Here is a 20,882-nt window from a genome sequence, read left to right on the forward strand (position 1 = left end):
GCTTTCCTCAGGAAAGCCTTTTTTATTGGTCTGCGTCCATATTTGATTACTTACATTGTTTTCACTGTGAAAGAAGCTGCATCAAGTAAAATAGCGTTTTTACTCCGAGTTTATTTCCGTGCAAGTTGCCCAGCTAATAGCCGCCCATGCCGTTGCCGAAGTATTGGCTGGCCATAACCTGACTGTCTCGATGCCAAAAGCATTGCGCAAAGTCAAAGCTGCTACGCCACAACAGCAGGCTGCTGCGCAGGATTACAGCTATCTGACTTTGCGCTTTTATGCGGAATCAGCCGCCTATCTGGCGAAGCTCACCCCCAAGCCCGTTTCTGACACACGGGTAGAAGCTTTATTGCTGATAGCGCTTTCGCAGTTATTGCATGGCAAAGACGATGATTTTACGGTGGTGAACCAGGCAGTGGAAGCCGCAGGTAAAACCGGTCAGCGCTGGGCCAAAAGTTTAGTGAATGCCGTGTTGCGAAACTTCTTGCGGCAACGTGAAGCATTGCAACGGGTAGTCACGCAAAAAGAAGAGGTCACCTGGAACTATCCCCAATGGTGGATAGACCTGATCAAACAGCAATACCCTGATCACTGGCAAGCCATGCTCGCAGTCGGTAATGAGCATCCACCGATGACATTACGCGTCAATGTGCGAAAAATCAGCGTGGAAGATTATTTGCAGGCTTTGCAAGAGTCACAAATTTCGGTCACCCATTTAGGCAGTACGGCCATTCAGCTGCATCAGCCGCTACCTGTGCATAAGCTGCCCGGATTTGACCTGGGTTGGGTCAGTGTCCAAGACGCAGGCGCGCAATGGGCAGCGCCTTTGCTGGATGTCTGGCCAGGCATGCGGGTGCTGGATGCTTGCAGTGCCCCGGGCGGTAAAACTTGCCATATTATTGAATCTTGCGATGTGGACTTAGTGTCGCTGGATGTGGAAGGCGAACGCCTGAAGCGTGTGAATGAAAATCTGCAGCGGCTGGGTTTGCAAGCTAAAGTCATTACCGGCGATGCAGCCAGCACTGACTGGTTTGACGGGCAACCGTTTGACCGTATCCTGGCAGATGTCCCGTGCAGTGCTTCCGGCATCGTGCGCCGGCATGTAGATATGAAATGGTTGCGCAGACCTCAGGATTTGGCGACTTTTGCACACACACAGCAGCAAATTTTATCTAATTTGTGGCAAATGCTGGCAAAAGGCGGTAAATTGCTTTATGTGACATGTTCGGTGTTTCAACAAGAAAACGAAATGCAAATCCAGCAATTTTTAACTTCCCATGATGATGCAATCCGGCTACCAGTGGGGTTTGATGCCTCCATCCTGCCGTGCGAGCATGCAGCACCCGGGCAATTATTGCCGGTGGCTGCCCATGACGGATTATTTTATGCGTTGTTGCAAAAGCATTAAATCCTGTCTATTGCTAGTCTGCATGCTGCTCACTGCCTGGTCAGTACTGGCTGGCGGTAATCATGCACATATTAAAGTGGCAGAACTGGTATTGCGCGATGATTTATGGACGCTGGATGCCGAAATGGATATCCAGCTGGGCCGTGCGCTGGAAGAGGCGCTGAGCAAGGGCGTCACCCTAACCTTTTTGTACGAGTTCCAGATCGTTAAACCGCTTAAATACTGGTTTGATGATGAGGTGGTCACCGAACGTCGCCAGGTCACCTTGAATTACCACGCGCTGACCAAGCAATACATCCTCAATTATCCGCAGCAGCAAAAAGTATTTGATACGCTGAGTGATGCCAAACAAGAGTTATCCATTATCCACGATTGGCGTTTGGCACCGCATGCCACGCTTGAAAAAAACCAGTCTTATCATGCAGCCTTGAAAATGCATCTGGATACCAGCAAATTGCCAAAAGCCTTGCAGGTGGATGCGATTGGCGAGAGTGATTGGGAACTGGTTACGCCTACCTTTAACTGGTGGGTGAAGGAGACCTTGCGCTAAGTTATGCGTTATGTACTGATTTTGTCGATTTCGCTGGCGGCGGGTCTGCTGTACCTGTTGTCCCTAGCCAGTGCCAACACGGCCATCAGCGGCGACTATTACATCATCCTGCTCTATATCAATGCCGGTCTGGCGCTCTTGTTGCTGGGCGTGATTGGCTACCAGTTACGCCACCTCTACCGCACCACAAAAACCAAACAGGTTGGTAGTAAACTCAATTTCAGGTTGTTGGTCACTTTTGCGCTGATGGCCTTGATTCCCGGCATGATTGTCTACCTGGTTTCAGTGAATTTTCTCAGCCGCTCAATTGAGTCGTGGTTCAACGTTAAAGTTGAGTCTGCCTTGGATGGTGGCTTGAATCTTGGTCAGCGGGCACTGGATATCATGCTGTCCGAGCTTAAAGATAAAGCGCAGGGCATGACAGTCTCTTTATCTCTGCAAGCTGCCAAGTCTAATTATGCGCAACTGAATGATTTACGTGAAAAAGCAGGTATTCAGGATGCTGCTTTACTCACACCACAAGGCGCCATTCTGGCCGTGAGTAGTGCCGACCCGAGCAGTTTCTTGCCAGAACTGCCTTCAGTACCGCAGTTACGCCAGGCCAGAAGCGGCGTGTATGGCAAGATCGAGCCTATTCCGGGTAAAGGCTTATACATGCGTGTGCTGGTGCCGGTGGAGCCGTTAGGTATTATCGGTGAAGTGCGGATTCTGCAGCTGATGCAGCCGGTGCCAAAAGCGCTGTCTAACACTGCGGAAGCGGTGCAGGATGTTTACCGCGAGTACCAGACTTTGTCCTATAGCCGTCAGTCACTGAAAGATATTTTCATGCTGACGCTGACCATGATTCTCCTGCTCTCGATGCTAGGGGCGCTGATTATCGCATTTGCGTTGAGCCGGCGCATGGCGCAACCGCTGACAGTGCTTGCCGAAGGCACACGGCTGATTGCCAGCGGCGACTTTTCGCAGCAATTGCCTTCATTCGGCAAAGATGAGCTGAGTGTGCTGGTGAAGTCTTTTAACAGCATGACGCGACAGTTGCAGGAAGCGAAAATCGCTTCTGAACAAAGCCGACAGCATGTGGAATCTGCACGCGCCTACCTTGAAGCAATCCTGTCGCACTTAAGCTCTGGTGTGATGACCATTAATGAGCGGGCTGAGTTACGCGTCTACAACCTGGCGGCGACCAGTATTCTGGGCATTTCGTTAGTCGGTTTCAAAAATAAAGTATTTACCGAAATCGCTAACGAAAATCTGTATTTAAGCCCATTTGTAGAAATCGTCATGCGCCATTATGATGAGACTTTACAGCTGGATCATCATGAGCGGCATATGACCAGCCAGATCGATATTGAGCATGTGCACGGCAAACAGATTCTGATGTTGCGTGTCACACGTTTGCCGGAAGGTGCCGGGCATGGACTGGTGGTGGTGTTTGATGATGTGACGGTGATGGCGCAGGCTCAGCGTGATGCAGCCTGGGCAGAGGTGGCCAGAAGGCTGGCGCATGAGATCAAGAATCCGCTGACGCCGATACAACTTTCTGCTGAGCGCCTGCAGTTTAAACTGCATGATAAGCTGGATAGTAAAGATGCCGAGATGCTGCTGAAATCGACCGATACTATCGTGAATCAGGTGCAGGCCATGAAAAACATGGTCAATGAATTTAGTGAATATGCAAGGACACCGGCAGCGTTATTGGTTAAACTGGATTTAAATGCTTTGATCCGGGATGTCAGCCGCTTGTACAATGGATCGACGGTTAAGCTGGAGTTGGTATTGCATCAACAGTTACCTGAGGTGCAGGCTGATGCCACCATGATGCGGCAGATTTTGCATAATTTGCTGCAAAATGCACAGGATGCGATGAGCCAGGTGGAGCATCCGCAAGTGGTCATCCTCACGGATTGCGACGGCGAGCGTGTAAAATTATCGCTGACAGACAATGGCGGTGGTTTCCCGACCGATGTGATGGCTAGGGTGTTTGAACCCTATGTCACCACCAAATCGCACGGCACTGGCCTTGGTTTGGCCATTGTGAAGAAAATGATAGAAGAACAACGTGGACAGATACGTATAGATAATCTGCCACAGGGGGGCGCCAGCGTGACGATACACCTGCCCGTAGATAAACAACAACAGCGTCGGCGCGTAGAGCGCATCGTGTAAGGAAGTACGGACATGGCATCACGGAATATATTGGTGGTTGATGACGAAGTCGGCATTCGCGAGTTGTTGAGCGACATCTTGCGCGACGAAGGTCATCAAGTCCGCCTGGCAGAAAATGCCCAATTGGCACGCGAAGAAAGACTCAAGCAGCGACCGGACCTGGTATTGCTGGATATCTGGATGCCGGATTGCGATGGTATCAGCCTGCTCAAGGAGTGGGCGAATGCAGGGTTGTTGACGATGCCGGTCATTATGATGTCCGGCCACGGCACTATTGATACAGCGATTGAAGCTACCCGCCTGGGTGCGTTCGATTTCCTGGAAAAGCCGATTGCGCTGCAAAAGTTGCTTAAAACAGTGGGTGCCGCCATCAAGCACACCGAGCATTTGGCACATACAGAAATCAACCTTTCCAGCTTTGGCAAAAGCGCCGTCATCCAGGAGCTCAAGCAACGCCTGGAACAACTGGCCCGCCATAAAAACACTTTATTCCTGATCGGCAAAAAAGGTGGCAGCGTGCCGCTGTGTGCAAAATTCCTGCGTCCACCAAATACACCTTGGGTTTCACTCACCGAATATGACAAACTGGTCTCGGCACCAATGGAGATCCTGGAGCAGGCGCGCGAAGGCGTGGTTTTCGTCGATGAAGTGACGCGCCTGGGCAAAACCGAGCAAAAGGGTTTGAGTTTGCTGATTGCCAAGTCAGAAAAATATGGCGTGCGAGTCATCTGTGGCAGCGAGTTTGGCTTGCCGCAACTGATTGAAAAAGCCATGCTGGAACAATCCCTGTTGCAGACGCTAGCCGGTGCAGCGGTGAAAGTGCCGTGCCTGGACGAGCATAAAGAAGATATTCCTGACCTGGCCAATGCCATGGCTACCTTGATGGTAGAAGCCAGCAAGATCGATTACAAATCGTTTGATGTCGCGGCATTAAATGCACTGCGTAACGCAGACTGGCCGGGTGACCTGGATGAGCTGGAATCGGTCGTACAGAACCTGCTGATGACCAGCCTGGGTGACAGCATTACACAGGAAGATGTACAGCGGGTGTTGAAAGATTTTCAGGGCCAGATTGCAGAATCCGCTGAACAGCATATGCCTCTGAATCTCGACCAGCCATTACGCGAAGCAAGAGACGAGTTTGAGCGTTTTTACTTTCAATATCATATGCGGCTGGTTAAAAACAACATGAGTCGCCTGTCTGATATTTCCGGCCTGGAACGCACACATTTGTACCGTAAACTCAAGCAACTGGGTATCCGGATAAAAGGTTAATCACAAGGTTGAAATAAATAAAAAAAGCCGGGGTTCCCCGGCTTTTTCCATCATCCAGAAGTATTATTTCTGGCGGTTATCCAGGCTGTACCCGGTCTGCGGATAAAGACTCAGCAACCACATGCCACCGGCAATCCCCATGTAGGCAAAAAATGCATCCAGCGAAGCCTGGCTCAACACAATGGCCATAAAAGCCGCTAACACACCCAGTACTCTGGCACTGATTTTCGTTTTAAAGCCGACCAGCAAGGCTAGGCCAAATGCGAGCTGGATAAAAATCAGCAATGGCGCAAATATGGCCGGCAAACCCAATTGGCCCAGCATAAATTGATATTGCAGATAGCCATCAGGGGCAGAGGTAATGGCAATCAGCTTCAAAATCACAATGCCAAAGAACACCAGCGCTAGCAAAATCCTGGCGGCAGCAGTTTGTAATGGACACAACATTTCTTTTCCTCAAATCCTGTTTTTATAAAGCGCCTATAATGCCTGTGGCTTATCACAATTGCAAACTTTCATCCGGAGCGGAAATGTGTCGGTAGAACGCACTCAATTAATCATTCATCGTTTTGATACTCGACATGCATTATGGCCCGAATGCCGCATGATCCGTAAACGTGTGTTTATTGACGAACAGCAAGTACCGGTGGCGCTGGAATGGGATGCATCAGATGCGACCGCCATGCATTTTTTAGTCATGGTGGACGGGCAACCGGCCGCCTGTGCCAGAGTACTGGAAGATGGACACATCGGGCGGATGGCGGTGTTACCGGAATGGAGAGGGCAAGGCATAGGCGAGGCATTATTGCTACAGGCCATCCAGGAATGCCGGCATCTGCAAGCGTTATATGCCCGCTTGTCAGCGCAAACACAGGCGGTGAAATTTTATGAGCGTGCAGGCTTTGTGGTCTGCAGTGAGCCTTATCTGGATGCGAATATCATGCATGTCGATATGCAGCTTGAGCTGGTATAATTGCGGTTTAAGTTTTTCTATCACTTCCAGACATAAAAAGGAATTCTCATGTCAAAGATCGTATTAAAAGCCGGTGAAGCCACCGTATTTTCCGAAGGTAAAGATGTAACTGCGGCGATGCCGGAAATCGTGATTGGTGCCGTTGATGGCCCGGTTGGGACTGCGTTTGCCAACATGATGGCGCAAACCAAAGGCCATACCGCCATGTTTGCTGTGCGTGATATTAACCAGATGGTACGCCCTGCGACGATGATGGTGCCTAAAGTCACTTTGAAAGACTCACTGAACATTGAATTGTTCGGTGGCGTGGTGCAAGCGGGTGTGGCTGATGGTATTACTGATGCGGTTATCGAAGGCATTATCCCTAAAGAACTGGTAAATGACCTGTGCATCGTTGCTTTATTGTGGATCGATCCGGGCTGTGCCAAAGAAGCTAACCTGGACAAGGCTGACTTGTACAAAAACAACTACGAAGCGATCAAGCTGGCATTGAAACGTGCCTTGAACGACGAACCAAGCATTGACGAAATCATTGCCAACCGTCACAAGATCAAACACTGCATGTGGGAAGATAGCTGGGATCAAAAGTAAGCTGGCATAAACAGAAACTGGAGTTGAAGTTATCCGGTTTGCCCCTGCCAAGCCCCGCATTTGCGGGGTTTTTGTTATAGAAGGTAAGTATGAGACTCTTGATTAAGCGTTATCTGGCAGTGGTCTATGAATCGCTTTTAATGGTGGCGCTAGCGCTGGTCCTCACCGCGATTTATTACATGGTGTTTGGCGATGCCAGCCAAGGTTGGAAAAGATTGGGATTGCAGCTGCTGGTGTGGGGAAGCATGGGTGCTTACTTTGTCCGCTGCTGGACGGTGAGCGGGCAAACATTGGCGAGCCAGACGTGGAAACTGAAAGTGGTTAATCAGCAGGGGCAATTATTAGCATGGCAGCAGGCAGTGATGCGGTATGTGGTTGCCAGCATATTACTGTTACCGGCTGGATTAACCTTGTGGTGGGCTATCCTGGATCGTGAACAGCAGTTTTTGCATGACCGCTTGCTTGGCTCGCGTGTTGTCAGGCTGTAGCTGTGTGAGTCCGCTAATGTCTTTCAACCTAGCGCTTTTCAACGTAGTGCAGCATACCCAGGCCTGCAAATAGAAACAGCAGCGTCGGGCCGATAGCACTAAATAGGGGTGACCAGTCATTGAGTACGCCAAGGTGCACAAATACCCGGTTCATAATCTGATAGACCACGCCGAGTAATATCCCGGAAAATATCTTGGCACTGATACCGCCGGCACGTTGCTGTAAAAACCCAAATGGCAGGGCGAGCACTACCATCACCAGGCAAGCTAGCGGATAGATCAGCTTGGACCATAAAGCGACCTGGTAACGGGTACTTTTCTGTCCATTGCGGTGCAAGTGCTGAATAAAGCTATACAGGTTCCAGGCCGACATTTTTTCCGGTAACACCAGCAAGACATTCAGCAGTTCTGGCCTGATCAGCGATTCCCACTGCGCCTGTTTTACAAACTTTGAAGTCACCGAGTTGTTTTGCACGGCGCGCTCATTATTAAAGATGGTTTGCGTAACGTTCAGTAACTTCCAGTGGTCATCGGCAAAATGTCCTTTTTCGGCATGGCTGATACTGCGCAGGTGGAACTGTGGATCAAAGTCATAGATATCTATATTTACCAGACTGCTATCCGGTAGTACCGTGTTCACATTCACAAAACTACTGCCATCTTTAATCCAAAGCCCGGACTGGAAGTCTTGAGCCACTACTGAATCGGTAGCCTGGATGCGGATCCGCTGCGCCATTTTTTCACTCAAAGGCGCAATGATTTCACCAATCATAAAGGTGACGATGGCAAATACCAGACCTATGCTTAACAATATTTTGGCAATCACCTTTAGTGAAATGCCGCTGGTACGCATGACGATTAGCTCGGAGTTGCCGGCCATTGCGCCTAGTGTATACACAATACCTAGCAGCACAGCGACTGGCGCTACTTCATAGATATGCCCGGGAATACTGAGCCCGACAAACGTCAGCATGCTGTTGATGCCGTAATGACCGCGCCCCAGGCTATCCAGCTCTTGCAGCAGGTCAAAAAATGAGAACATCGCTAGCAGGCCAAACAGCACCAGCATGATGTTAAAGCTGATTTCCCGCCAAAAATAACGATTGAGGATAGACAGGCTCATGGGTTATGCAGCCTTGGTGCGACGCTTGAACAGGTCTGGAATCAATGGTTTAAGATGTTTTCGTCTATGGTATAAATACCAGCCCAGTAATACAAAACAGATGTGCACCGGCCATAAACCTACCCATGCCGAAATTTTACCTTGCGTGATCCACGCCTGGAAAATACTCAACACGTTGTTGTAGATAATAAAAATCAGGATAGCGAACATGATATTCAGCGACCGGCCGGCTCGCGGATCTACAAAGCTTAGCGGTATCGCCAATAGCACCATGACAATGGTGGATATAGGAATCGCGAATCGCCAATGCAGCTCTGCCTGGTCTGAGAGTGAAGCATCGCTCATCAGGCCAAGCGTGGTCTTGGCCTGCGCTGTTCCCTCCTGGGGCGTGGTTTCCTTGGTTTCGATGCGGATGTCGTAACGCTCAAATTCAGTGGTCGAAACGTCCAGTGTATTGGGGATCACTTCGTAGCGACGGCCATGTTGCAGGACCAGGAAGTTATCTCCGTTTTTAGCTTTATAACGGCTGCCGCGGTTGGCGGTAATGATGCCGGTTTTACCATGCTGGCGTGACTGAACGAAGATATTTTTGACTTCGTAGCCAAGTTTGTCGAAACTCTCAATGAAATAGATACGTTCGCCGTTGTTCGATTCCTTGAATGCGCCGGGGCTGATGGAAGAGAGTTCATCCCTTTTTTTCAATTGTTCACGGTAGCCGTCCGCTTTCTCCGTTGCCCATGGCATCACAAACAAGCTGAGCAAGCTGATAATCAGTACGATAGGGAAGATAAAACGCAGGATGGGCACTACCCACTGGCGCAGGCTAAGCCCTGCATTCATCCAGATCACCATTTCCGAATCACGGTGCCAGCGCGTTAACGTCAGCAATACGGCCAGGAAAATAGCCAGAGAAAGCATCATAGGCATTAGTTTCACCAGGCTGAAGGTGAGAATGGTGCCAATGGCGTCGTTAGGCAGAATCCCTTTGGAAACCTGGCGCACGATATTACCGGCGCGCTGTGCGACCACGATACCCAGAATAATCAGGAAAATGGCAGAAGATGAGGACATCAACTCTGCAGACAATGCACGTTTGAATATTTTCAATTTAAATGCACCGCTTTGAAATCAGCATAAAACACTAGATAATACAATCATCGCTCAAGTCACAGGCACTCGAACATAAAAGGATAAAGATGGAATTTAGCATAAAAAACACTAGCCCGGAAAAATTGCGTACCGATTGTTTGCTGGTTGGCGTTTATGAAGGCCGCAAGCTGACTGATCTGGGCAAATCTTTGGATGAAGCAAGTGGCAAAGCGATCACACATGCGCTGAAATCCGGTGATATTGAAGGCAAGTCCGGCAGCACTTTGTTACTACGCCAATTATCCGGCATTACCGCGAGCCGGGTGTTGCTGGTCGGCTTAGGTAAATCCGAAGAGTTCAGCCTGAGAACGTTGCGTAATGCTTTCCGCGCTGCGATTAAAGGTTTGCCAGCTGGCGTTGAGAGCGTGGCGACAGATTTTGCCGGTTTGGCGATCAAGAAATCAGATACTCAGTCAAAAGCGGCTGCACTGGCAGAAATCGCATGGGAGTCCAGTTACCAGGTAAATGCGATCAAAGAAAAAAAAGTAGAGCCAAAGCCGCTCAAGCAGATTACGGTACTGGTCGGAAAATCCGATGTTGAAGAAGCTGAAGCCGGCGTGAAACAAGGCCAGAGCGTGGGTAATGGTGTGGCGCTGGCTAAAGACCTTGGTAACCTGCCACCGAATATTTGTACGCCGACTTATCTCGGCAAGCAGGCTGAGAAGTTAGCGAAAGATTATGGTTTCAAAGTGGAGGTGCTGGAAGAAGCCGAGATTGAAAAACTCAAAATGGGTTCATTCCTCGGCGTGACACGCGGCAGTGACGAGCCACCTCGATTTATTGTGCTGCAACATTTAAAAGGCAAGAAAACGCAAAAACCGGTGGTGCTGGTAGGTAAAGGCATCACTTTTGATACCGGCGGCATTTCCCTCAAACCCGGTGCCGATATGGATGAAATGAAGTACGACATGTGTGGCGCAGCCAGTGTGCTGGGTGTGTTTAAAGCGATTGGTGAACTTGATCTGCCATTAAATGTGGTTGGCTTGATTCCAACCTGTGAAAATATGCCTAGTGGTCGCGCGACCAAACCCGGCGATGTGCTGACCAGTATGTCTGGCCTGACCATTGAAGTATTGAATACCGATGCGGAAGGGCGCCTGATTCTATGCGATGCGCTGACATATGCCGAGCGATTTGAACCTTCTGCCGTGATTGATATTGCGACATTGACTGGTGCCTGCGTCATTGCATTGGGTCATCACCCTAGCGGTTTGTTTGCCAATAATGATGCGCTGGCCAGAAAACTGCTTGATGCCGGTGAAAAAGCGCAAGACCGTGCCTGGCAGATGCCGCTATGGGACGAATACCAGGGCCAGCTGGACAGCAATTTTGCCGATATGGGCAATATCGGTGGCCGTGCCGGTGGTAGTATCACTGCGGCTTGTTTCCTATCTCGTTTCGCCAAAAAATATGACTGGGCACACCTAGACATTGCTGGTACCGCTTGGAAATCCGGCAAGGAAAAAGGCGCTACTGGCCGTCCGGTGCCATTGCTGGTGACCTACTTGTTACAGCAGGCAACTGAAAAGGCCTGATAGGGTTAAAGATAGAAACGCTATGACCCGGGTGCGCTTTTATACCGATATTCCTGATAGGTCCAGTTTGATTCTGCATTTGGTCGAACAGGCTGTCGCGCGTCAACGGCAGGTGACTATTTACCTGGAATCACCAGAAGCGGCGGAACAGTTAAGTCACAGTTTGTGGCAGCAATCTGCGTTTATCCCCAATGTGCTAGCAGAGGCGCCACAGGCAAGCTTAACGCCGGTGTTGCTGGCCTGGTTACCGGAACATATTCGTCAGGATGACATGTTGTTCAATTGCCAGAAAACGTTGCCAAAGTTTTTCAGTCGTTTCCGGCATTTATTCGAGCTGATCGGATCGGCCGAAGATGACAAAACAGCCGGTCGCCAACGCTACGCGTTTTATCGCGACCGCGGTTACGAAATTCAGCATATGAAAATGCAGACGCAGTAAGCGCCTGTGCCAGGGAGGTCATGTGGATATCTCAGAAATTCCGGTATTAACCAAGGTGGTACAAAAAACCGCTCCAGCGGCGCTGGATATGGATGAACTAGTCGCCCAGATCAAACAGGCGCTGCTACCCGAAATTACCAATATAGTGACTAGTCAGCTGGGTCAACGTGCTTTTGAGCGAACCGTGGTCGAGCAGCAGGCATTAGCCGAATATGCTGAATCCATTCAGCAAGGGCTATCCAGGCAGGTGCAAGCGCAGGTCGGGGAAAGCATCCAGTCCGTGGAGCAGGCTTTCCGCGAAGCCATGGGCAATGTAGGTAAGCAACATCTGCAATCAGTGGAAGCTGAGGTTGCCAGGTTAACAGAAGTGCAGCAACAGTTGCTGGCAACCACTGAGCAAACCATACGTGAAGTTGCCGAGAACGCAGGCAAGCAAAAGCTGGAAGAGAAGCTGGCGCAATTGATTGAAGACCAGCAGGTGCAGATTGCGACCAAGGTACAGCAGATGCAGGAGCAGCTTGAAAAGACCATGGCGGAGCATATCCACCAGTTGCAGGAAAGCAGCAAGGACACACTGACGACCGGTCAGGAAGCGATGGAAGCCAGGCTGGTGGAAGAATACAAGCAGACCCTGCAAACCGCCTTTGACGAATTCACCGAACAGCAAACTAGCGAATTTAAACAAAAATTCAATACCGAATTATCTTCAGTTGAAACCGAGTTGCAAGACAAAGTGCAAGGCATGGTCAATGCGCAAATGCAGGTGATCGAGGGAGAGCTGAATAAACGCCTGAAAGCCAGTATTCTGGAAGTATTACAGGGCATCAAATTCGTCATGCCCAGCGTTTAATTTTTATAGATCAGCATTTAACTTTTAAGCATCAGCAAGCGTTAGCACCACTGGTGTATGATCACTTGGACGCTCAAGTTTGCGTGGCAGTTTGTCTATCAGGCAACTTTGGCACAATGGTTTCAGCACGTCGCTGACCAGGATATGGTCAATGCGCAAGCCCATATTTCGGCGGAATGCTGCCATCCGGTAATCCCACCAGCTGTAATGTCCGGCTTCATCAGTAAACAAGCGGAAACTGTCTGTTAATCCGAGTGCCAACAGCTTTTGGTAGGCCTCACGCTCTTGTGGGCTGACCAGCACCTGGCCTTCCCAGGCGACCGGGTCGTGGCAGTCGCGGTCATCGGGTGCGATATTGTAATCTCCCAGCAAAGCCAGCTTTTCATGCTGCTTTAACTCATCAGTTATCCAATTGTGTAATGCGTTCAGCCAGTTCAGTTTGTATTGAAACTTGTCTGAATCCAGTGCCTGGCCATTCACTACATAAGCGCAAATGATCCTGACGCCTTGTATGGTCGCTGCAATAATGCGTTTTTGCTCGTCGGCAAAATTTGGCAGGTCAACATGCACTTCGTTGATCGCGTGCGGGCTGATAATCGCCACACCATTGTAGGTTCTTTGCCCGTTGTGAATGGCATTGAAACCAGCCTCTTGCAAAGCGGCATACGGAAACTTGCTGTCTTCCTGTTTGGTTTCCTGCAGGCAGAGCGCATCCGGTTGATTAGCGACCAGCCAGTCCAATACATGTGGCAGTCGTACAGTCAGCGAATTAACATTCCAGGTGGCCAGTTTCAACAGGGTTCTCCATACGACATTCATTAAAGGCAGGCATTGACATCATGCCTTCTGCATTTTACACGACTCCTTGTCATTTTCTGGTCAAGCAAGCCTCCTCTCATCGGCATCACTTTATTGCCATATCAGACAAATGGCGTATTTTGTAACGGCTGACTTACCTCTATATTATTAGCTCAGTCATATGGGGAACAGGCATGCACAACGGGACGGGTAAGCAGGTGTGGTTTTCACATGGCGAATGGTGGCTGGTGCTGGCGATTGTGCTGGTGGCTATTGGGTTGCGGCCTGGCATTGTGTCCATGGGGCCTGCCTTGCCCGCGATCATTGAATCATTCCGCTTAAGCCATGCCATGGCCTCGATGATGACGGCGATCCCCGATGTCCTGATGGGAGCACTGGCATTGCCAACCCCTTGGCTGGTGCGCAAATTCGGGGTGAATAAAGTGCTGATGACCGCTTTGGGCCTGCTCAGTCTCTCAATATTCATCCGTGCTTTCGCAGGCAATAGCAGCTTGTTAATAGGTGCAACGGTGGGTGTTGGCGCAGGTATCGCGGTTGCAGGTGCTATGTTCGCGGGCATCGTGAAAGCCAGTTTCGCCTCCCGTGCAGCTTTAATCATGGGGATATATGCGACGGCATTATCACTAGGCAGTACCTTGTCTGCCGGGCTGACTGGCTGGCTGTTACAGTCTACCGGCTGGCGGATGGCGGTCGGCGTATGGGCTGTGCTGGGAGTCATTGCCATGATTGCCTGGTGGTGCGTGATACGCAAATCCGTTACTACGCAAACAACGATCGTGAGCAGCAAGTTGCGCGCAACGGATACGCGCTTGCCGTTCCGCACGCCTGTTGCCTGGTTAATCGCACTGTTTTTTGCCTGCGTGAACTTCCTGTTTTATTCTATCCTCACCTGGACAGCTGCTATGTACCAGGAAAGTGGCATGCCTGCCGGGGAAGCGGGAGCCGTACTTGCCAGTTTTACCTTTTGTTTCATGTTGGCGAGCCCGATCACTGGCATGTTTAGCAGGAATCTGGACCGGCGTAGCTGGTTAGCAGCCTGCAGCCTTGTTGCCACGATAGGCCTCGCCGGAATGGCAACGCCTGGCGCATGGCCCTGGTTATGGGTACCTGTCACTGCTTTTGGGCTTGGTGGCGCATTTACATTGGCCATGACATTGCCGCTTGATCATACCCACACGCCCGATGCGGCAAATCGCTGGAATGCTTTCGTGCTGACAGTAGGGTATTTAATTGCCGCCAGTGGACCTTTCATCATGGGTTTATTGCATGATAAAAATGGTGATTTTGTCGGTGGCTATCAATTACTGGTTGTTGTTTCAGCACTCATGCTGGTATTGGCCGCCATGCTAAAACCGCCGCAACACTAAGCCGCTTACTCATCTAACTGGCTGTGGGAGAACGCGCTCCCGGAGTCACTCACTGTGGCCCGATGGCATCAAATGCATCGAATCCGCCATAAATCGCTGTCTGTTTATCCAATGTGATTGCCGGTACTTAAGGTATAAATCAGGCTGGACTTATTTACCGGCAAAATGCCCGATTACATTGCAGTGATATTGTTTTTCTAAATCCTCATGGAACGCAATTCAACCCTCTATTTATTCAGATGGCTGGTGGCTATTGTCGCGCTCGCTAATTGTGCCGTATCGAGCGCACTTGAAGACATCACACTGCAACTTAAGTGGCGGCACCAGTTTCAGTTCGCTGGCTACTATGCGGCACAGGAACAAGGCTACTATCGTGACGAAGGCCTGAACGTCAACATCATTGAAGGCAGTAAAGACCGCCCGCCAGTACAGCAGGTTCTGTCCGGACAAGCCGATTACAGTATCGGCGATGCCGAAGTATTGGTGGCACGTATTGCAGGTAAACCGCTGGTGGCATTGGCGGCTATATTCCAGCATTCCCCCGGTGTGTTGCTCAGCTTGCAGCAAAGTAATATTCAACATCCTAAAGACCTGGTTGGCAAACGTATCATGATGTCTACGGATGATCAGGGCGTGTTCCAATTCAAAGCCATGTTGCTAAAACAGCATCTGGATATCAAGCAGATGACCATGGTGCCGCACACCTGGCGCCTGCAGGATTTAATCGAAGGCAAAGTGGATGTGATTTCTGCGTATGCTATGGATGAGCCGGAACAGTTAAAACAAATGGGCTATTCGCCCGCGATTATCACCAACCAGTCTTATGGCGTTGATTTTTATGGTGATGTGCTGTTTACCAGTGAGCGCGAGTTGAACACGCATCCTGAACGTGTGGATGCTTTCTTGCGGGCAACCAAAAAAGGCTGGTTATACGCCCTGAGTCGCCAGGAAGAAATGGCAAAGCATATTGCAGGCAAGCCTGGTGTTGTAAAACGGGGTATCAACGAACAAGCGTTATTACGCGAAGCCAACATGATGCATCCCTACGTACTCACTGAAGTGGTGCCATGGGGACATATGAACGAAGAGCGCTGGTATGCCATTGCGCAGACCCTGGCAGATTATGGATTGGTGCCTCCCTATATCGACCTTAAAGGTTTTGTATATCAGGGGGATATGCGGGTCAAACGCCCTTACATAGTATGGCTGGCGCGCGGCGTTTCCATCCTGTTACTGATACTGGGCGTCACCTTTTTATGGAATCTGCAAATCCGGCGGCAAGTGGTCAACCGGACCCAGGCATTGCAGAATGAAATTGACCGTCGAACCCAGGCGGAATATTTGCTTAAAGTGGCTGGCAGTGTTGCGAAAATCGGCGGCTGGATGGTCGATATCAAGACGGGCGCCTTGCAGTGGTCTGACGAAGTGGCTGCCTTGCATGAAATGCCCCCCGGCTACTCGCCCACGGTGGAAGAGGGCGTGAATATGTTTGTGCCTGAATATCAGCCATTAATGCAAAGTGCACTGAAGAAATGCATAGAAGAAGGTATTTCTTACGACCTGGAACTGGAAAAAATAACCGCTACAGGCCGCCGTTTCTGGGTGCGTGCCATGGGCCAGCCGGTGCGGGATGAAGCCGGCAACATTGTAAAACTGCAAGGGTCGTTACAGGATATTACCGATCAGAAGCAACTGGAAGCCATCAAACAAGGGCAAAACAGAATCCAGGCCATGATGCTTGCGGATGTGTCCTTGCACGAGATCCTCAATACCGCGGCGCAATTGATAGAGCTGCAATTTCAGGGTGCTTGTTGTGCCATATTGTTATTGGATAAGGAAGGCCATTTACGCCATGCTGCCTTATCAAAACTGCCCTTACCCTATACCCAGGTGATGGATGGTATCTCCCTGCCGGCCAGCCAAATCAAGACCCTTACTCAAAGCCGGGTGATTGCCAAAGAAATACATACTTATCCGTTTGGGGATGAGAATCAGGTGCTGGCTGAAACCTTTGGCTTGCAGGCCTGCTGGAGCGCACCGATATTGTCGCGTAGCTGGCATGCATTAGGTGTGTTGGCAGTATACCGGCGGCACCCGCATACCCCGACGGATGTAGAAATCGATTTTGTCGAAAGCTATGCGCAAATTCTCGGCCTGGCGATTGAACGCGAGCAGTCGGATGAACAGCTCAATCTATTGCGTAGCGGAATCTCCCGGCTCAATGACATCGTGATGATTACAGAGGCGCCGGTGCAGGCGCCCATGCAACAAAAAATTGTGTTCCTGAACGAAGCGTTCACCAGAATTACCGGATCGTCACTTGAGTATTTAAGCGGTAGTTCTCCATTTGATATTTTTAATGCGGCCACACCCAAGCGTGAACTTGAAAATATCAAACAGGCTTTCCAGCAGATGTCACCGATTACGGCGGAGGTTGTGACTAGCAATTCTGAAGGCGAAAGCGTTTCGTTAGAGATGGATGCGCTGCCCCTGCATGACCGTGGTGGGCGACATACGCATTGGGTACTGGTATTACGTGATGTCACGGAGCGCAAACAGGCAGATGCGCAAATCCGCCAGCTGGCCTATTACGACACCATGACCGGCCTGCCTAACCGTTTGCTGCTACAAGATAAACTGATTGCCCATCTGCGTAAAGCCGTGCGCAAAAAAACCGGTGGTGCGCTACTATTTATCGATATTGATAATTTTAAAACACTTAACGATACGCATGGACACGAGGTCGGTGATGCCTTGCTGGTGGAAGTTGCTAAGCGGATCAAAGGCTCGGTACGTCGCCTGGATACTGTCAGCCGGCTCGGTGGTGATGAATTCGTTGTGGTGCTGGATAGCTTGCACCGTGACCCGCTACAGGCGGAAAAACAGGCTAGAATAGTCTGTGAAAAAATTGTCGCGGCGTTTGAGCAACCTTTTAATTTAAATCACTACCAGCATTACACTTCACCCAGCATAGGCGTTGCACTATTTGATTGTGACGAGCCCAGCCAGTCTGAAGAGCTTTTGCGGCGGGCGGATATGGCCATGTATAAAGCCAAGGAAGCGGGCAGGAATGGTTACCAGTTCTTTGACACGCTGATGGAAACCGAATTACTGCATCGCGTTGCCATGGAAGCCGATTTACATATAGCGATCGAAGAGCGACAGTTCCTGCTGCATTTCCAGCCGCAATATAACCAGCAGCACGCTATTGTCGGTGCCGAGGCACTGATCAGATGGCAGCATCCTGAACGCGGCCTGATTATGCCTAACCAGTTTGTGACCATGGCTGAAAGCTCGGGGCAAATCGTTGAGATCGGTCATTGGGTATTACAAAAAGCCTGCCAGATATTGCTGGAGTGGTCTGCCCATGAACAATTAAGTTCATTGGTGCTGTCGGTGAATGTCAGCCCGAAACAGTATTTGCAGCCAGACTTTGTGCAACAAGTGCAACGCATGGTGGTCGAGACCGGTATCCAGCCGGGCAGGCTAAAACTTGAGTTAACGGAAAGCATGCTGGTAGACAATGTGGAAGACATTATTGCTAAAATGACCGCCTTGCGCGAAGTGGGCGTATGTTTCTCCCTGGATGATTTCGGTACCGGTTACTCATCGTTGTCTTATCTGAAACGCTTGCCGTTTGACCAGCTAAAAATTGATCAATCGTTCGTGCGTGACATGCTCAATGACAGTGATTACGAAAGCATCGTCAATGCGGTTATTTCATTAGGGCACAGTTTGCAGCTGGAAGTATTAGCCGAAGGGGTGGAAACGGAAGCACAGTTACGCGTGTTAAAAAAACTCGGTTGCCAGATGTTCCAAGGTTACTATTTTACACGGCCGCTAGCGATGGAATTGTTTGAGCGGTGGGTAATTCATAACGCTGGCAATTCTGCGCAGGATATTACTGAAGCTGAGATGCTTTAAAGAAATACCCGCAAGTCACGGAAACCAATATCTGATAGCGATCACTTTTTTGCAAAAGCTGATTTTTTCCAGGTATAGGTCCCGCAAGTAATCAGATACAGAATGGCTGAAAAGATATTGAGCACCGGTACCATGCTGCGGAATGCCAAAAAGAATGCTTTGCCCAATGCGTGTTTAAGGGTATCGAATTCACAGTTGCGGAATTCAATCAAAGACCCGATTGCGGAGATGAATAAAGGTACCAAATAAAAAGCAGAAAGTATTTTGAAGTCCATGTTTTGATTCTATTCTGGTTACAAAAAGTCTCACATCAATGCACAGCCATTGGCTTGCTCTTCATATTCCGGTGAATCGGTAATTATTCAATAGCTTAACAAAAAAGCCTCTAAAAAATTTAGAGGCTTTTAAGGCTGAGTTGCTTAGCGATTATGCGGCAAAGTTTTTAGCTGCAAATTCCCAGTTAACCAGGTTCGCCAGGAAAGTCTCTACAAATTTTGGACGCGCATTACGGTGATCGATATAGTAAGCATGTTCCCAAACGTCGATAGTCAGCAATGCTTTGTCGCCTGTGGTCAGCGGTGTGCCAGCAGCACCCATATTAACGATATCCACTGAACCATCCGCTTTTTTCACTAACCAGGTCCAGCCGGAACCGAAGTTACCCACAGCAGATGTCTGGAATGTTTTTTTGAATTCTTCATAAGAACCCCATTTGGCTTTAATGGCATCTGCCAAAGCGCCTGTTGGTTCACCGCCACCGTTTGGTGTGAGGCAGTTCCAGAAAAAGGTATGGTTCCAGATTTGTGCGGAGTTATTATAAATGCCGCCGGAAGATTTTTTAATGATGTCTTCCAGGCTCAGGTTTTCAAACTCGGTACCTTTGATCAGGTTGTTCAAGTTAGTCACATAAGCCTGGTGGTGCTTGCCATAGTGGTATTCAAAGGTTTCTTCAGACATGTGTGGCGCCAATGCATCTTTAGCAAATGGTAGTGGTGGTAAGGTATGTTCCATGGTGTTTCCTTTTTATGGTGTGTTGAGTTAAGCGGTCTTGAAAAAAATCTTTATTGAAATTGCATTGTTGAAACGCTGGTTTTTAAAGTAATGACCTTCAGGTGATGTTTAGAACCACGTGACTGGTAAAAGGTTTACCGATTTCGAAGTATTTTGCCATAGTTTAAGGTCCAGCAAAACCTTGCATTGCCATATACAGACGGTCGAACGGCTTATTTCTTGCGCGCACGCGGGTGCGCAGCATCATAAGTTTTACTCAGATGCTGGAAGTCAAGATGGGTATACACCTGTGTGGTGCTGATATTGGCATGGCCCAGCATTTCCTGCACTGCACGTAAATCGCCGCTACTTTGCAACACATGGCTGGCAAAACTGTGGCGCAGCATGTGCGGGTGCACATGGTTATGCAAACCTTGTTTGATTGCCCAATCTTTGACCCGCATTTCTATCGTGCGGCCATGAATACGGCGACCTTGCTGACTGAGAAAGACCGCGGTTTCGGAAGGTCTTTTACTTAGCCAAAGTGGGCGCACACTCAGCCATGCATGCAGGGCTGATATGGCTTTGCTACCGAGTGGCACCATACGGGTTTTATTGCCTTTACCAATGACGGTTACAACGCCTTCCTGCAAATCAAGCCGCTCAATGTCTAGCCCGACCACTTCACTTAAACGTAAGCCCGAAGAATAGAACAGCTCCAGCATGGCACGGTCGCGTACCACAATCGGGCTATCACCTTCCAGTTCGACCAGCTTGCTGGTCTGTTCGATAGAGAGTGCATGTGGCAATGTTTTCGGTGATTTGGGTGCACGCAAACCGATCACAGGATTGGCCGGAAATTGATGATGCAGAACCAGGTAATGGAAAAATCCACGCCAGCTGGAGAGGATGCGGGCGATGCTGCGGCCACTTAACCCTTGACTGTGCAAACTGGCAATATTGCGGCGTATGAGTTGCGGGGTGAGTGTTTTCAGGTCTTGCGCATGTTGCTTCATTAGCAGGGCAATATCGCGTTGATAATTATTGCGGGTATTCTCACTTAAGCCGCGCTCAAAATGGAGGAAGTCCAGATAGTCATCAAGCAGTTCATGCATGATAGAGCCCTGGTGCCGGCCAGCATAAGCTGGCCGCAAAAAATGCAGTGAACATGGGGTACAGCTTGCGGATACAGAAGCGCAGAGGATTAAAAGCAGGGAGGTGAGAAATGCAGGTAC

General features: G+C 49.6%; 18 protein-coding genes. 12 read left to right on the forward strand and 6 right to left on the reverse strand.

The window, feature by feature from the left end:
• Positions 1–118: 118 nt before the first annotated feature.
• From rsmB to ASG24_RS06525, 4 genes are read left to right on the forward strand one after another with little or no spacing between them, the layout of a single operon-like run.
• Positions 119–1,408: a 16S rRNA (cytosine(967)-C(5))-methyltransferase RsmB gene (gene rsmB, locus ASG24_RS06510; protein WP_055868954.1), complete on the forward strand. Its 1,290-nt coding sequence runs from the start codon at positions 119–121 to the stop codon at positions 1,406–1,408.
• A complete protein-coding gene (locus ASG24_RS06515; protein WP_055868955.1) occupies positions 1,386–1,958 on the forward strand; it encodes a DUF4390 domain-containing protein in 573 nt (190 codons plus the stop codon). Before rsmB ends, ASG24_RS06515 begins: the two co-directional genes overlap by 23 nt.
• 3 nt (positions 1,959–1,961) lie before the next feature.
• A complete protein-coding gene (locus ASG24_RS06520; RefSeq protein WP_055830157.1) occupies positions 1,962–4,124 on the forward strand; it encodes an ATP-binding protein in 2,163 nt (720 codons plus the stop codon).
• Between the two features lie 12 nt (positions 4,125–4,136).
• Positions 4,137–5,399 carry a sigma-54 dependent transcriptional regulator gene (locus ASG24_RS06525; RefSeq protein ID WP_055830155.1) on the forward strand — a complete coding sequence of 421 codons (1,263 nt, stop codon included), beginning with the start codon at positions 4,137–4,139 and terminating at the stop codon, positions 5,397–5,399.
• A gap of 63 nt (positions 5,400–5,462) precedes the next feature.
• On the opposite strand, the gene ASG24_RS06530 is transcribed toward ASG24_RS06525, so the two are convergent.
• A complete protein-coding gene (locus tag ASG24_RS06530; RefSeq protein WP_229008015.1) occupies positions 5,463–5,846 on the reverse strand; it encodes a DoxX family membrane protein in 384 nt (127 codons plus the stop codon).
• Between the two features lie 85 nt (positions 5,847–5,931).
• Here ASG24_RS06530 and ASG24_RS06535 point away from each other — a divergent pair, with 85 nt between their 5' ends.
• The 3 genes from ASG24_RS06535 (at position 5,932) to ASG24_RS06545 (ending at position 7,451) form a co-directional block, all read left to right on the forward strand.
• Positions 5,932–6,372, forward strand: a complete 441-nt coding sequence (locus tag ASG24_RS06535) for a GNAT family N-acetyltransferase (RefSeq protein WP_055868956.1) — start codon at positions 5,932–5,934, stop codon at positions 6,370–6,372.
• 48 nt (positions 6,373–6,420) lie between these two features.
• Positions 6,421–6,963, forward strand: a complete 543-nt coding sequence (fae, locus tag ASG24_RS06540; protein ID WP_055830150.1) for a formaldehyde-activating enzyme — start codon at positions 6,421–6,423, stop codon at positions 6,961–6,963.
• 89 nt (positions 6,964–7,052) lie between these two features.
• Positions 7,053–7,451: an RDD family protein gene (locus ASG24_RS06545; RefSeq protein ID WP_055868957.1), complete on the forward strand. Its 399-nt coding sequence runs from the start codon at positions 7,053–7,055 to the stop codon at positions 7,449–7,451.
• Between the two features lie 28 nt (positions 7,452–7,479).
• On the opposite strand, the gene lptG is transcribed toward ASG24_RS06545, so the two are convergent.
• Both lptG and lptF read right to left on the reverse strand, forming a co-directional pair.
• The gene (gene lptG, locus ASG24_RS06550) at positions 7,480–8,574 is read right to left on the reverse strand and encodes an LPS export ABC transporter permease LptG (RefSeq protein ID WP_055868958.1); all 1,095 of its coding nucleotides are present in this window, start codon (positions 8,572–8,574) and stop codon (positions 7,480–7,482) included.
• 3 nt (positions 8,575–8,577) lie between these two features.
• The gene (lptF, locus tag ASG24_RS06555) at positions 8,578–9,681 is read right to left on the reverse strand and encodes an LPS export ABC transporter permease LptF (RefSeq protein ID WP_055830145.1); all 1,104 of its coding nucleotides are present in this window, start codon (positions 9,679–9,681) and stop codon (positions 8,578–8,580) included.
• A gap of 89 nt (positions 9,682–9,770) precedes the next feature.
• On the opposite strand from lptF, the gene ASG24_RS06560 reads away from it, so the two are divergent.
• Genes ASG24_RS06560 through ASG24_RS06570 form a run of 3 tightly spaced genes read left to right on the forward strand, consistent with a single transcriptional unit; the run spans position 9,771 to position 12,547 of the window.
• Positions 9,771–11,258 (forward strand): leucyl aminopeptidase, encoded by a 1,488-nt coding sequence (locus ASG24_RS06560; protein ID WP_055868959.1) that lies wholly within the window; start codon positions 9,771–9,773, stop codon positions 11,256–11,258.
• A 22-nt stretch (positions 11,259–11,280) separates the two neighbouring features.
• The gene (locus ASG24_RS06565; RefSeq protein ID WP_055868960.1) at positions 11,281–11,697 is read left to right on the forward strand and encodes a DNA polymerase III subunit chi; all 417 of its coding nucleotides are present in this window, start codon (positions 11,281–11,283) and stop codon (positions 11,695–11,697) included.
• A 22-nt stretch (positions 11,698–11,719) separates the two neighbouring features.
• Entirely contained in the window at positions 11,720–12,547 is an 828-nt protein-coding gene (locus ASG24_RS06570; RefSeq protein ID WP_055868961.1) for a hypothetical protein, read from the forward strand.
• Between the two features lie 24 nt (positions 12,548–12,571).
• On the opposite strand, the gene xth is transcribed toward ASG24_RS06570, so the two are convergent.
• Positions 12,572–13,342, reverse strand: coding sequence for an exodeoxyribonuclease III (gene xth, locus ASG24_RS06575; protein ID WP_055869418.1), 771 nt, complete (start codon positions 13,340–13,342; stop codon positions 12,572–12,574).
• A 197-nt stretch (positions 13,343–13,539) separates the two neighbouring features.
• On the opposite strand from xth, the gene ASG24_RS06580 reads away from it, so the two are divergent.
• Both ASG24_RS06580 and ASG24_RS06585 read left to right on the forward strand, forming a co-directional pair.
• Positions 13,540–14,733: a CynX/NimT family MFS transporter gene (locus tag ASG24_RS06580; protein ID WP_235562338.1), complete on the forward strand. Its 1,194-nt coding sequence runs from the start codon at positions 13,540–13,542 to the stop codon at positions 14,731–14,733.
• Positions 14,734–14,940: 207 nt separating this feature from the next.
• The gene (locus tag ASG24_RS06585) at positions 14,941–18,657 is read left to right on the forward strand and encodes an EAL domain-containing protein (RefSeq protein ID WP_055868962.1); all 3,717 of its coding nucleotides are present in this window, start codon (positions 14,941–14,943) and stop codon (positions 18,655–18,657) included.
• 426 nt (positions 18,658–19,083) lie between these two features.
• On the opposite strand, the gene ASG24_RS06595 is transcribed toward ASG24_RS06585, so the two are convergent.
• Both ASG24_RS06595 and xerC read right to left on the reverse strand, forming a co-directional pair.
• On the reverse strand, positions 19,084–19,668 hold the full coding sequence (locus ASG24_RS06595) for a superoxide dismutase (protein WP_055868964.1): 585 nt from the start codon (positions 19,666–19,668) through the stop codon (positions 19,084–19,086).
• A gap of 212 nt (positions 19,669–19,880) precedes the next feature.
• Positions 19,881–20,762, reverse strand: coding sequence for a tyrosine recombinase XerC (gene xerC, locus ASG24_RS06600; protein WP_055868965.1), 882 nt, complete (start codon positions 20,760–20,762; stop codon positions 19,881–19,883).
• Positions 20,763–20,882: the final 120 nt, after the last annotated feature.

Origin of the sequence: Methylophilus sp. Leaf414, from assembly GCF_001425425.1 — a bacterium.
In the GTDB taxonomy this organism is placed as follows: domain Bacteria; phylum Pseudomonadota; class Gammaproteobacteria; order Burkholderiales; family Methylophilaceae; genus Methylophilus.

What these genes read in the sequence shown, in the direction of transcription:
- xerC (WP_055868965.1), bottom strand. Translation starts at nt 20,762, where the DNA reads ATGCATGAACTGCTTGATGACTATCTGGACTTCCTCCATTTTGAGCGC.
- ASG24_RS06595 (WP_055868964.1), bottom strand. Translation starts at nt 19,668, where the DNA reads ATGGAACATACCTTACCACCACTACCATTTGCTAAAGATGCATTGGCG.
- ASG24_RS06525 (WP_055830155.1), top strand. Translation starts at nt 4,137, where the DNA reads ATGGCATCACGGAATATATTGGTGGTTGATGACGAAGTCGGCATTCGC.
- ASG24_RS06580 (WP_235562338.1), top strand. Translation starts at nt 13,540, where the DNA reads ATGCACAACGGGACGGGTAAGCAGGTGTGGTTTTCACATGGCGAATGG.
- ASG24_RS06520 (WP_055830157.1), top strand. Translation starts at nt 1,962, where the DNA reads ATGCGTTATGTACTGATTTTGTCGATTTCGCTGGCGGCGGGTCTGCTG.
- ASG24_RS06585 (WP_055868962.1), top strand. Translation starts at nt 14,941, where the DNA reads ATGGAACGCAATTCAACCCTCTATTTATTCAGATGGCTGGTGGCTATT.
- lptG (WP_055868958.1), bottom strand. Translation starts at nt 8,574, where the DNA reads ATGAGCCTGTCTATCCTCAATCGTTATTTTTGGCGGGAAATCAGCTTT.
- ASG24_RS06530 (WP_229008015.1), bottom strand. Translation starts at nt 5,846, where the DNA reads ATGTTGTGTCCATTACAAACTGCTGCCGCCAGGATTTTGCTAGCGCTG.
- ASG24_RS06515 (WP_055868955.1), top strand. Translation starts at nt 1,386, where the DNA reads ATGCGTTGTTGCAAAAGCATTAAATCCTGTCTATTGCTAGTCTGCATG.
- fae (WP_055830150.1), top strand. Translation starts at nt 6,421, where the DNA reads ATGTCAAAGATCGTATTAAAAGCCGGTGAAGCCACCGTATTTTCCGAA.
- ASG24_RS06560 (WP_055868959.1), top strand. Translation starts at nt 9,771, where the DNA reads ATGGAATTTAGCATAAAAAACACTAGCCCGGAAAAATTGCGTACCGAT.
- ASG24_RS06565 (WP_055868960.1), top strand. Translation starts at nt 11,281, where the DNA reads ATGACCCGGGTGCGCTTTTATACCGATATTCCTGATAGGTCCAGTTTG.
- ASG24_RS06545 (WP_055868957.1), top strand. Translation starts at nt 7,053, where the DNA reads ATGAGACTCTTGATTAAGCGTTATCTGGCAGTGGTCTATGAATCGCTT.